At 41.0% G+C, this 11783-nt stretch carries 12 protein-coding genes; 8 read left to right on the forward strand and 4 right to left on the reverse strand.

What is annotated here, in order from left to right; translation table 11 throughout:
* Together ACR2F7_RS07815 and ACR2F7_RS07820 are read right to left on the reverse strand one after the other, a co-directional pair.
* On the reverse strand, window positions 1-1203 hold a 1203-nt coding region (locus ACR2F7_RS07815; RefSeq protein WP_432713023.1), incomplete at its 3' end, for an FAD-binding oxidoreductase.
* 15 nt (window positions 1204-1218) lie between these two features.
* The gene (locus ACR2F7_RS07820) at window positions 1219-1608 is read right to left on the reverse strand and encodes a dihydroneopterin aldolase (RefSeq protein ID WP_432713024.1); all 390 of its coding nucleotides are present in this window, start codon (window positions 1606-1608) and stop codon (window positions 1219-1221) included.
* Window positions 1609-1724: 116 nt separating this feature from the next.
* Between ACR2F7_RS07820 and ACR2F7_RS07825 the strand changes: the two genes are divergently transcribed.
* From ACR2F7_RS07825 to ACR2F7_RS07835, 3 genes are all read left to right on the forward strand, one after another.
* Window positions 1725-2915 carry an acyl-CoA dehydrogenase family protein gene (locus tag ACR2F7_RS07825; protein ID WP_432713025.1) on the forward strand — a complete coding sequence of 397 codons (1191 nt, stop codon included), beginning with the start codon at window positions 1725-1727 and terminating at the stop codon, window positions 2913-2915.
* 79 nt (window positions 2916-2994) lie between these two features.
* A complete protein-coding gene (locus ACR2F7_RS07830) occupies window positions 2995-3378 on the forward strand; it encodes an SRPBCC domain-containing protein (RefSeq protein ID WP_432713026.1) in 384 nt (127 codons plus the stop codon).
* 239 nt (window positions 3379-3617) lie between these two features.
* Entirely contained in the window at window positions 3618-3830 is a 213-nt protein-coding gene (locus ACR2F7_RS07835) for a hypothetical protein (protein ID WP_432713027.1), read from the forward strand.
* 234 nt (window positions 3831-4064) lie between these two features.
* Here ACR2F7_RS07835 and lysA read toward each other — a convergent pair whose 3' ends face one another.
* Complete coding sequence (lysA, locus tag ACR2F7_RS07840; protein WP_432713028.1) at window positions 4065-5216, reverse strand: diaminopimelate decarboxylase; 1152 nt, start codon at window positions 5214-5216, stop codon at window positions 4065-4067.
* Between lysA and ACR2F7_RS07845 the strand changes: the two genes are divergently transcribed.
* A complete protein-coding gene (locus ACR2F7_RS07845; RefSeq protein WP_432713029.1) occupies window positions 5215-5391 on the forward strand; it encodes a hypothetical protein in 177 nt (58 codons plus the stop codon). The genes lysA and ACR2F7_RS07845 overlap by 2 nt on opposite strands.
* A gap of 12 nt (window positions 5392-5403) precedes the next feature.
* Here ACR2F7_RS07845 and ACR2F7_RS07850 read toward each other — a convergent pair whose 3' ends face one another.
* On the reverse strand, window positions 5404-6717 hold the full coding sequence (locus ACR2F7_RS07850; protein WP_432713030.1) for an aspartate kinase: 1314 nt from the start codon (window positions 6715-6717) through the stop codon (window positions 5404-5406).
* Between the two features lie 258 nt (window positions 6718-6975).
* Here ACR2F7_RS07850 and ACR2F7_RS07855 point away from each other — a divergent pair, with 258 nt between their 5' ends.
* From ACR2F7_RS07855 to ACR2F7_RS07870, 4 genes are all read left to right on the forward strand, one after another.
* The gene (locus tag ACR2F7_RS07855; RefSeq protein WP_432713031.1) at window positions 6976-8709 is read left to right on the forward strand and encodes a phospho-sugar mutase; all 1734 of its coding nucleotides are present in this window, start codon (window positions 6976-6978) and stop codon (window positions 8707-8709) included.
* A gap of 69 nt (window positions 8710-8778) precedes the next feature.
* The gene (locus ACR2F7_RS07860; protein WP_432713032.1) at window positions 8779-9276 is read left to right on the forward strand and encodes a hypothetical protein; all 498 of its coding nucleotides are present in this window, start codon (window positions 8779-8781) and stop codon (window positions 9274-9276) included.
* Between the two features lie 99 nt (window positions 9277-9375).
* The gene (locus ACR2F7_RS07865) at window positions 9376-10101 is read left to right on the forward strand and encodes a DUF4397 domain-containing protein (RefSeq protein WP_432713033.1); all 726 of its coding nucleotides are present in this window, start codon (window positions 9376-9378) and stop codon (window positions 10099-10101) included.
* A 300-nt stretch (window positions 10102-10401) separates the two neighbouring features.
* On the forward strand, window positions 10402-11313 hold the full coding sequence (locus tag ACR2F7_RS07870) for a DnaJ C-terminal domain-containing protein (RefSeq protein WP_432713034.1): 912 nt from the start codon (window positions 10402-10404) through the stop codon (window positions 11311-11313).
* Window positions 11314-11783: the final 470 nt, after the last annotated feature.

Here is an 11783-nt window from a genome sequence, read left to right on the forward strand (position 1 = left end):
CCTGTTTTTCCAATCCTCATCGCTCATGCCTGCTTTAATAATGTTGATATGCAGGTTGCCATCACCAGCATGGCCATAACATACGCTTTCAAATCCATAACGTGATCCGATTTCCTTGATCCCATTGATTAACTTAGGCAATGCTGCGCGCGGCACCACAGTATCTTCTTCTTTGTACACAGAATTCGATTTAACGGATTCTGCCATCGTGCGTCTCATTCTCCATAACTCTTCTTTCTGCTGTGCTGTATCTGCAAAAAGCACATCACTGCAATTGAAACCCTCTAAAACAAGGTTTGTCTTTTCGCAATCCTTGAATATGGTATCCATATCATCTCCATCAAATTCGATCATCAAAAACGCATTGACGCCATCTTTAAGGTCAAACTTAATGTCATCATATTTAATCACCCACTCCACTCCTTTTCGCTCCATGAACTCCAAAGCCGATGGTGTAATTCCTGCCCTGAAGATTGCAGATACCGCAGCACAAGCAGCTTCATTTTCAGCAAAGGATGCCAACATCAACACACTTTGTGTAGGCTTGGGGATCAATTTGGTAACAATTTTTGTGACCACACCCAGGGTTCCTTCTGAGCCGATCATGAGTTGCGTAAGGTTATAGCCTGAAGAATATTTCAAGGTATTGGCGCCTGTCCAGATCACTTCGCCAGATGGAAGAACCACCTCTAAATTTAAGATGTACTCCCTGATGGTACCATATTTAACCACTCTTGGTCCGCCAGAACAGTGGGCAACATTACCTCCAATAAAACAAGATCCTTTACTTGATGGATCCACAGGGTATAACAAGCCTTGTTCGGCAACAGCATTAATGAACTCTTCAGTAATCACTCCCGGTTCTACGGTAGCCTGTAAGTTTTCTGTATCGATGTCGATGATGGCTTTAAATCTTTCCATCGACAATAAAACACCACCAAAAACAGGTAAAGCAGCACCACTCAATCCGGTACCACCACCACGAGGGGTAACAGGAACATGATTTTCTGTACACAACTTTAATAAAGCAGCAATTGATTGTGTATCATTAGGCTTCACCACAACTTCAGGGAAGAATTTTAGGTCTTCTGTTTCATCATGGGCATAATTGCTCAAAGCTTCTTCATCGGTAAATACATTGCTGGCACCTACGGCTAGTTTAATTTCCTCCAGCAGGGATGGTGTAATTTTAGTGTATGGCATTAGGATTGATAATTTTTAAAAAGATTTAAAATAGGTTTCACTTTGTCCAGGTGCGGTATAATGCAATTGCACAAAGGAATGGTTGACCTCACCGGGCATGCAAGGATTTAACTTTTTAATGCCCACTTCAATGGTCAGCAGGAATGGGAATGCTGCCAGGATTTTGTTCAGCATATTCTTGACCACCGTCTCCAGCAGTTGCTGTGTTTTCTTCATTTCTTCGCCCATAATATTATTCAGCACCTCATAGTTGACAGTATGCTGTAAAGCTTCTGAGTTCTCTGCTGGCAGAAAGGTAACACTGGCGCTCACCAGAAATTGATGGCCTATTAATTGTTCTTCAGCATAATAGCCATGTAAGGCGAAGAATTTAACATCTCTTAAGGCGACGGTTTGTATGAACATTTCCTTGTTTCTTTATGCAAATTTAATTTTTTTAGGGGTTCTTGCCGCCCATTACGCTAATTTATTAACTTTGATCGGATAGAAAATGGAATGAGTGTCAACCAAAAAACCGCAAAATGAGCAAATCCGGAAAAAAAGACCTTTACGAAGCACCTGATTATTACCTCTTAGATGAGCTGTTAACGGAAGAGCATCGCTTAATCAGATCTACAGCCCGCGATTGGGTGAAAAAGGAAGTGAGTCCGATTATTGAAGACTATGCCCAAAGGGCAGCATTTCCTAAACACCTCATCAAAGGACTGGGAGAAATTGGTGCTTTCGGACCAACGATTCCTGTAGAATATGGTGGTGCTGGTCTTGATTACATCTCTTATGGTATCATCATGCAGGAAATAGAGCGTGGTGACTCAGGGATTCGTTCTACGGCATCTGTTCAGGGCTCTTTGGTGATGTATCCAATTTATACTTACGGTACCGAGCAGCAGCGAGAAAAATACCTCCCTAAATTAGCCACAGGCGAAATGATGGGCTGCTTTGGTTTGACAGAACCCGACCATGGCTCAAACCCTGGTGGTATGGTGACCAACATCAAGGATATGGGTGACCACTACCTCTTAAACGGGGCCAAAATGTGGATCTCCAATGCGCCATTCGCTGATATAGCCGTAGTTTGGGCTAAAGATGAAGCAGGCAAAATCCGCGGTTTAGTGGTTGAACGTGGCATGGAAGGTTTCACCACCCCGGAGACCCATAACAAATGGAGCTTAAGGGCTTCAGCAACCGGCGAACTGGTATTCGACAATGTAAAAGTCCCTAAAGAAAACATATTCCCTGACATCCGAGGCTTAAAAGGACCTTTAGGCTGCCTTAACCAGGCACGTTACGGTATAGCATGGGGAGCTTTGGGTGCTGCCATGGATTGTTATGATACAGCCCTGCGTTACTCCAAAGAAAGAGTACAGTTTGGTAAACCTATAGGGGGCTTCCAGCTGCAGCAAAAGAAACTTGCCGAAATGGTGACTGAAATTACCAAAGCCCAGCTGTTGGTATGGCGCTTAGGGGTATTGAAAAGTGAAAACCGAGCCTCTGCAGAACAGATTTCAATGGCCAAAAGAAATAGTGTGGAAATAGCCCTGGACATCGCCAGAAATGCACGTCAAATGTTGGGCGGCATGGGTATCACAGGTGAGTACTCTATTATGCGCCACATGATGAACCTGGAATCTGTAGTAACTTATGAAGGCACACATGATATCCACCTTTTAATTACAGGAATGGATGTGACCGGATTGAATGCTTTTAAATAGCTATTTAGATTTCACCTGTTTAATCAACTCAATTTAACAACACGCTTAATAGCTCAAAAGAATATATACACTATCAATAATGAAGACCTTTAAAAAATACTACGCTTTCCCAGTTAGCCCTGAAGAAGTTTATTTGGCGATGACGAAAGCCTTGAGCATACAATTATGGACCGGTGCAGAAGTGGAATTCACCGAAGAAGTAGGTACTGAATTCTCCTTTTGGGATGGCGATATCGTCGGCAAAAACCTTGAATTAGATTACGGTAAAAAGATCGTTCAACAATGGTATTTCGGTGAAGACAACGAACCTTCTATCGTGACCATCAAATTTCACCCTGATAAAAAAGGAACATCCCTTGAATTCGTCCAAACTAACATTCCTGAAGAAGATTTTGATGAATTTACTGAAGGCCTTAATGAACACTATTTTGGTGGCTTACAGGATTTCTTTGAAGAAGAATAAAATGAAGCTCATTTGGAAATAGTTAAGCCCATTTGGTAAAAATGACATGTGGCTATAGGTAATCAATAGAAAATCTAATTATATAATATCAATCATAAGAATAGTATTGACAATGCAAAGCTTTTAATCGTTTCAAGTTAAAACTTTAAGCAAAAATAAAAACTCTTTAATGATGTGCAAACAAAATGCCTCATTAAAGAGTTTAAGTTCATATCATTAACCAAATAAAGTTAAAAACTATGAATAAAAGCATCGGACTCATCCTTATCGTAATAGGCGCTATCCTTCTCATCTGGACAGGCTTTACTTACACTAAAAAAGAAAAAATTGTTGACGCTGGGCCCATTCAAATCTCGGCCGACCGTGAAAAATCTGTCAACTGGTCTCCCTACGCTGGTGGTATTCTCCTTGTTGCCGGTGTAGTCATTGTGGTTGCCTCAAAAAACAAATAACCTTTTCAATAGAGCTAACAGTAACTTGTGCTTAAATAAAATTTGCACCTATAACCTATACTTATTTTTACCGGTACTTATTTTTTACCGGCTCACGACATATTTGCAAAAACACCTTGTCAATTCGCGAATAACCCTGTAAAACGCTCCAAAAAAAAACGGGCTGCTATTTTCTGACATTCCATTCTCTATTCTGAGAATGAGGAAGAAAATAGCAACCCCGTTTTTTTTAACTTACAAGTTATACGCTACATTGACAGTGTCGCGCAAATTATAACGTGACGCCATGACTTCACCATAAGCCCCCGTACTCCTTATCGCAATCAAGTCACCCCGTTCCGTCTCCGCCAATTCTACCTCTTTGCCAAAACAGTCTGTGCTCTCACATATCGGTCCTACCACATCATAATTCACAACCTGTGCAAGCTCACCTTTACTGATATTCTCAATTTTATGATAAGCCTGGTACAATGCCGGACGCATTAACTCCGTCATGCCTGCATCCAAAATAATAAAGTTCTTTTTCTTGCCATTCTTTACATACAGCACTTTGCTGATCAATGAAGAACACTGACCCACTAAAGCTCTGCCTAGCTCAAAGTGTACCTCCTGGTTAGTGCGAACCACTAAAAACTCATTGAAGATAGCGAAGTAAGCAGGGAAATCAGGGATTTGCTGCTCAGGATGATGGTAGTCGATGCCGAGGCCACCACCTACGTTGAGCACTTTAATCATAAAGCCACGTTCCTCAAACCAGGTAGCAAACTCATTCACGCGTACACAAAGGTTTTTATACACATCAAGATTGGTGATTTGAGAACCGATATGAAAATGTATGCCGATGAATTCCAGCGCAGCACACTTTTTTAAAGTCTCCGCACAGTCGCTGAGGTCCCAGGAGTTGATGCCAAACTTATTCTCATCTAAACCTGTGGTGATGTTGTGGTGTGTATGTGCGTCCACATTAGGATTGATCCTGATGGCTACTTTGGCTTTTTTGCCTTTCTTTGCCGCCAGCTCGTCTATAACCACCAATTCCTGGATAGACTCTACGTTGAAGCAGAAAATATCGTTATCCAGGGCATCATTAATTTCTTTATCAGCCTTGCCGACACCAGCAAAGACAACTTTTGAGTTGTCAAAACCTACTTCAATGGCTTTTTTTACTTCACCACCGCTTACACAGTCGGCACCAAAACCTGTAGATTTAATTTTCTGCAGCACTTGATCATTAAAGTTGGCTTTCATGGCGTAATGAACATGAAAATTATACACCTTTGCAGCGGAAGCACATGCCGCTAACGTATTTTGCAATAAGGCAAGATCGTAGTAATAGAAGGGCGTTTCCAGGTTAGCAAAGCGGGTGATATCTTGGTTAGAAAACATGTTTAAAATTCTTATAGTATTAGTTCTACTTGGGTTAATGCTGATATTTGCCGGCAACTACATGGATGTACGTCGCGGAAAGATCAGCAAAAAGGAGTACGACAGAAGAAGTCGCTTCTTTATCGTACTCGTATTTATCGCGATAGCCATATTTGTCTATTTCAAAAAGAGATAAACAGGCTATTAATTATTCAAATATACGGTTGTGCAAGCTTCTTAAGCCTTCCACTTTATCTTTGGTATTGATCAGTATAGAGATGTTGTAAGCACTACCACCATAAGAGATCATGCGGATAGGGATATGTTTCATGGCATCTAAAACCCTGGCTGCAAAGCCATGTTTCTCAGCGCTGAAATCACCTACCACACAAACAATACTTTGGTCTCTGTCTATTTCAACAGACCCAAAGGCATGTAGCTCTTCTACAATTTTATCCAGGTTATCGGTATAGTCAATCGTCAAAGAAACGGCAACCTCAGAAGTGGTGATCATGTCAATCGGCGTTTTATACCTTTCAAAGATCTCAAATACCTTTCTCAAGAAACCATAAGCCAGGAGCATTCTGCTGGAATGGATCTTGATGGCCGTGATGCCATCTTTGGCAGCAATAGATTTGATCTTTCCTTTTTCGCTTTCTGCGGAAATTAAAGTACCCATCGCTTTTGGCTCCATGGTATTCAGTAAACGCACAGGGATTTTATATTTCTGTGCAGGAAATACCGATTGCGGGTGCAGAATTTTAGCACCGAAATAAGCAAGTTCCGCAGCTTCATCAAATGACAACTGTGAAATAGGCTTTGTACCTTTTACAATTCTAGGGTCATTGTTGTGCATGCCGTCAATATCCGTCCAGATTTGAACTTCTTCTGCTAAAATCGCCGCCCCAATTAAAGAAGCTGTATAATCACTGCCCCCTCTTCTCAGGTTGTCTACTTCTCCGAAGCTATTGCGACAAATAAATCCTTGGGTAATAAAGAGGTTAGTACCTTTATGTTTCTCCAATAAAGGCTGTAAATGACTGCTGATAAAAGGAATATCAGGCTCATTATCTTCATCTATCTTCATAAAATCAAGTGCAGGTAATAATACCGACGGCACATTGATAGACTTTAAATAAATATGGTAAAGTGTGGTCGACAATAATTCGCCCTGTGCAAGCACTACTTTTTCTTCTATAGGTGTAAACAGGTCATTAGCCAATGAAGCGATGAAGTTTAAATGGTAGTCCACAACTTCCTGTCCTTGTTCCCTAAAATCTCCTTCAGGCAAAAGTTCTGCAACAAAGGCATTATATTGTTGGTGGAGGGCGTTAATTAAGGTTAACGCCGTTTCCTTGTCCTCCTTTAAAAGTTTGACGGAGATTTCCACTAAACTATTGGTGGTTCCGGACACGGCCGATAACACTACAATTTGTTCCTCTGCTGGATTGATGATATCCAACAATTTTGTCATCCGCTCAGGGCTTCCTACGGAAGTTCCTCCAAACTTTAATACTTTCATTTTTATACAGGTTTAATTTTAATGGTTATGTAATGATCGCCAGAAGGATCTTGTATAATCGCTTTCTGCTGATGGTTTCAATTTTTATATAATTTTTCGTCGTTTAATGAATGCGATTGATGGATTTATAACCATTTCTAAAGGTATTATTTATATTTTTGTGTGTAACCAGATCCTTCAGGGCGTGAAAATAACAAAACCATGCGAGATATAGGGATTTAAACAGAATTATATTTGGAAATCGACAATAAAACTTATATGCAGTTAGAACCTTCAACTTTAGAAACAATCAACCAGTGGTTAAATGGCAATTATGACCAGGATACCAAAAATGAGATCCAGCAATTGGTCAACGCAGAAGCTTATACTGAGCTGACCGATGCTTTTTACAGGGATCTTGAATTCGGAACAGGTGGCCTAAGGGGAATAATGGGTGCTGGATCTAACAGGATCAATAAGTACACTATCGGTACAGCTACGCAGGGCTTGAGCAATTACCTGAATAAAAAATATCCTGGCAAGGTGGTTAAAGTGGCTATTGCACATGACAGTCGTAATAACTCAGACTATTTCGCTAAAATTACGGCAGATGTTTTCTCTGCTAACGGCATCGTGGTTTATTTCTTCCAGGGATTACGCCCTACACCAGAGCTTTCATTTGCTATCAGACAATTAGGTTGCCGCAGCGGCGTAATGCTTACCGCATCTCACAACCCTAAAGAATATAACGGTTACAAAGCTTATGGATGGGACGGCGGACAATTTACTTCCCCTGACGATACAGAGGTGATGAATGAAGTTGCCAACATCCGCAGTATTGATGAGGTGAAATTTGACCGTGTAGAAGAAAATATTAAACTGATCGACGAAGCGTTTGACCAGATTTACCTTGATAAAATTACGGAGCTCTCGGTTTCCCCGGAAGCAATTGCCCGTCAGAAAGACCTTAAAATTGTTTACTCCCCTATCCATGGTACAGGAATTACCCTGGTACCGAAAGCCCTGGCGCAATTTGGCTTCAACAATTTAACCCTGGTGGAAGAACAAAGTACCCCTGATGGTAATTTCCCTACCGTAGTTTACCCTAACCCAGAGGAAAAAGAAGCCATGACCCTGGCGCTTCAAAAAGCAAAGGAAATTGACGCTGATTTGGTGATGGCTACAGATCCTGACGCCGATCGTGTGGGTATTGCCGTTAAAAATAACGAAGGTGAGTTTGTACTTTTAAATGGTAACCAGACCGGTAGTTTATTGATTCATTACCTGTTAACGGCATGGGAAGAAAAAGGTAAACTTGATGGCAACCAGTATGTGGTGAAAACCATTGTAACCACCAATTTGATTGAAGCGATTGCAAAAGCCAAAAATGTAACTTGCTACAGCACCCTAACGGGCTTTAAATGGATTGGTAAACTGATTACTGAACTGCAGGGCAAAAAAACCTTCATCGTAGGTGGTGAAGAAAGTTATGGCTACTCTATTGGTGAGTTGGTAAGAGATAAAGATGCTGTCATCTCCTGTGCTTTTATTGCTGAAATGACAGCTTACTATAAAGACAAAGGCACAAGCTTATACAATGCCTTGATTGAAATGTTCGTTGAATATGGTTTGTATAAAGAAGAACTGGTATCGCTGACTAAAAAAGGCAAAACTGGTGCTGAAGAAATCAAAGCCATGATGGAGCAGTTTAGAAAAACCCCGCCTGCAACCTTAGGAGGCTCGAAAGTAACGACCTTGAAAGATTATGAATTGGGCATTGAAACGGATTTAAACACAGGGAAAGTATCTCAACTGGACCTGCCTAAATCTGATGTATTACAGTTCATTACCGCTGATGGAAGTATTGTTTCTGCACGTCCTTCTGGTACAGAGCCAAAAATAAAGTTCTACTGCAGTGTAAATGCGCCTTTAGCTGATAAAGCGCAATACCAGGAAGTGAACGACCAGCTGACGGCTAAAATTCACACGGTGATGCAAGATCTTCAGGCATAATTTTTACCACTTAAAAGCTTTTATGAACGCATGGCCTTTGGTCATGCGTTTTTTTTTTACCTTTGATTAATGAGGCTAAAATACGTGTTGATGTTGATCTTTTGCATGGCAACCCTGGTTGGCAGTGCACAGGTGCAGCAATTGAAAGACCTGGAAAACTGTATCAACCAAACTGCTACCCATGTAAGCGACTCGCTGGTCAGCAAGGGCTGGAAACTTGATGCTGCCCTTACTGGTGCTGCAGAAAATGATTTTTACCGTACTTTTTCTTTCAAAACCCTCAAAACCGATCCTACAAAAGCACAGGCCTGGCTGAGGCTTCACACCGAAAGAACGGCAGTGAACAGGGTTTATTTTCAGGCACCTGATGAAGACAGCTACCTTTTGCTCATGAAGGAAATTGAGGCTAAAAAAGTCTCTAATACGGAACCACAAGTGGTAGAAGGACAAACCATCACTTCTATGTTAGGTAATGACTTTGCCTACCAGCTGATTACAGCAAATGGCAATTATACTATTGTAGTCATCAGCAAGACTTTTTTTATGAACCATGCCCGGGAACAATAAAGTGTGCCCCTATTCGGTAACAATTAAGTTCTATTAACGTTTTTTAACAACTATTAAAGATAATAAATTCAATATTTGCAGTATCTTAATCAATTAGCTATGATCAAAAACTATACTCAACTCAACTTTAACAAATTTAGCCGCGTGCTGGTCTTATCATTAGGCTTATTGACGGTTTTATTTTACAGCGCTTGCAAAACCAGCGATGACTCGGTATCTGCAAGCACCAGCTATATCACGGTTGTCAATGCTTCGCCTACTGTAGCCACGTATAACCTTTACTTAAATAACAGTAAAATGAATACTGCTGCAATTCCATTGGGCGGTACGCTTGCTTATACACAGCTTCTGGAAGGCACTTACGATTTGAAATTTACAACGGCCAGCAGTACTGAAAGTTTATTGACTAAAAGTATCGCTTTAACAGGAAGCACCACTTATTCTTATTACCTGATTGGCCGTGCCGGCAACCTTGATTTAATGAGGGTAACGGATAACATGGCTGCTGGTTCTGATAAAGCAACTATCCGCCTGGCTAACCTATCGCCAGATGCGCCAGCTGTGGATTTAGTCGTTAATGCAGTAGAAGCAACAACGAATGTAGTGAGCAACCAAAGCTACAAGTCAGTAAGTGATTTTGTGGCTATTGAAGCTAAAAAATACAGTTTCAATATCAAAAAACAAGGCACCAATGAGGTTGTTGCCACACTAAATGATGTGACACTGGTTGCAGGAAAATACTATACCCTATTGCTACGTGGTGTAATTTCCCCGGCTAACGATACCGAAGTACCTATCGCTGCAACACTGATCACCAACCTTTAGTTTGCGCTAAAACATAAATTTAAGCCGGTTCATTTTTCTATGAACCGGCTTTTTTGCGCCTTAAAGAATCGTTATTAAGGCAACGTGATAAGGTGAAAAGTTAGGAGCAAAAACATTGTTATCACACTCAAAATTGCCTGTTATATTCCTCCATATATATTGATCAAATGTAGCTTAACCAAAATTCTGGTTTCCTAAACTTTTCCAGGGGTTAAGACCGCAGCAGTAAATTAAAATACCACGTCTTTTTATGGTGTTTATAAAAGGCAATTAGTTAAATTTGTTAGATATCAACAGATTATGGCGTTTATAGACTATTACAAACTCCTTGGAATTGATAAATCGGCATCTGCTGATGACATCAAAAAAGCTTACCGCAAGCTGGCCAGAAAATATCATCCCGATGTGAATGCCGACGATAAAGAAGCCCAAAAGCGATTTCAGGAAATCAATGAGGCTAACGAAGTATTGAGCGACCCGGCGAAACGCAAGAAATACGATGATTACGGCGAAAATTGGAGTCATGCTGAGGAATTCGAAAAGGCGAAATCCTCAAGATCCAGACAGCATGCTGGTGGCAGTGGAGGCAACCCTTTTGAAGGTGCATTTAGCGGCAGCGATTTCGCCAATGGGGGTTTCTCAGATTTCTTTGAGTCTTTATTCGGCAGGAATACGGGTGGGCGCTCCCAACGAACGGCCTCCAAGTTTAAAGGGCAGGATTTTCAGGCTACATTGCAGCTTTCTCTTCGCGAAGCTTATACCACCCATAAGCAAACGTTGACGGTAGAGGGCAGACAAATCAGGATCACCATCCCTGCGGGGATTGCCCACGAGCAAGTGATTAAAATCAAAGGTCAAGGGGGACAGGGCATGCAGGGTGGCCCTAATGGGGATCTGTTTTTGACCATTTCTATTGAGGATGATCCGCTGTATAAAAGAGTGAATGACGACCTTTATGCAACAGTTTCGCTAGACCTATATACTGCTGTACTTGGCGGAGAAACAACGATTGATACGCTTGCTGGTAAAGTAAAGCTTAAGGTGGAACCGGGTACACAAAATGGCACGAAGGTGCGTTTAAAGGGTAAAGGTTTCCCTGTTTACAAAAAAGATGGAGAGTTTGGAAACCTCTATATTACCTTCCAGGTGGAGATCCCTAAAAAACTAAACGACAAGCAAAAAGCACTGTTTAAAGAATTAGCTAAATTGTAAGTTCAAACCTAAATATGGCGGCCAATGTTGCTTTCACAGGAGAAGGGCCAGATCCTGTATCATGATGAATGGTACGGGATCTTTTTGTTTAAGGCACCTTAACGACATGTAATATTTACCTAATCGGTTAGTAAGTATTGAAAGGGCATTGGCAGGGCCTTCAGCTATCAATCGATATGGAAAGGCCCTACGAAGGCCCTACCAACGCCCTCTGAACGATATGGAAACTATAAGGTGTATATTAATTATAAGTTACATATACATCATTAAAACTTAAATATTTTTACAGCTATTTTCGGGAGTTAATTCCATGAAAAATGCCCCAAAAGTGAGTTGCTTTTTTGGGGCATATCCATATCTGAAAATGATACAGTCTCTGCTGAGGTATAATGTTTATTTATTGTTGCCTGGCATACTTAATTTCCATGGTTTTCATTTCCTTGCCATCCATTGTGCAATACATTTCCATG

This window comes from Pedobacter sp. (assembly GCF_045628745.1).
Taxonomy (GTDB): Bacteria; Bacteroidota; Bacteroidia; order Sphingobacteriales; family Sphingobacteriaceae; genus Pedobacter.

Excerpts from the sequence above, each read along its gene's own strand:
- ACR2F7_RS07820 (WP_432713024.1), bottom strand. The coding sequence starts at position 1,608 with ATGTTCATACAAACCGTCGCCTTAAGAGATGTTAAATTCTTCGCCTTA.
- ACR2F7_RS07825 (WP_432713025.1), top strand. The coding sequence starts at position 1,725 with ATGAGCAAATCCGGAAAAAAAGACCTTTACGAAGCACCTGATTATTAC.
- ACR2F7_RS07830 (WP_432713026.1), top strand. The coding sequence starts at position 2,995 with ATGAAGACCTTTAAAAAATACTACGCTTTCCCAGTTAGCCCTGAAGAA.
- ACR2F7_RS07835 (WP_432713027.1), top strand. The coding sequence starts at position 3,618 with ATGAATAAAAGCATCGGACTCATCCTTATCGTAATAGGCGCTATCCTT.
- ACR2F7_RS07845 (WP_432713029.1), top strand. The coding sequence starts at position 5,215 with ATGTTTAAAATTCTTATAGTATTAGTTCTACTTGGGTTAATGCTGATA.
- lysA (WP_432713028.1), bottom strand. The coding sequence starts at position 5,216 with ATGTTTTCTAACCAAGATATCACCCGCTTTGCTAACCTGGAAACGCCC.
- ACR2F7_RS07850 (WP_432713030.1), bottom strand. The coding sequence starts at position 6,717 with ATGAAAGTATTAAAGTTTGGAGGAACTTCCGTAGGAAGCCCTGAGCGG.
- ACR2F7_RS07855 (WP_432713031.1), top strand. The coding sequence starts at position 6,976 with ATGCAGTTAGAACCTTCAACTTTAGAAACAATCAACCAGTGGTTAAAT.
- ACR2F7_RS07860 (WP_432713032.1), top strand. The coding sequence starts at position 8,779 with ATGAGGCTAAAATACGTGTTGATGTTGATCTTTTGCATGGCAACCCTG.
- ACR2F7_RS07865 (WP_432713033.1), top strand. The coding sequence starts at position 9,376 with ATGATCAAAAACTATACTCAACTCAACTTTAACAAATTTAGCCGCGTG.
- ACR2F7_RS07870 (WP_432713034.1), top strand. The coding sequence starts at position 10,402 with ATGGCGTTTATAGACTATTACAAACTCCTTGGAATTGATAAATCGGCA.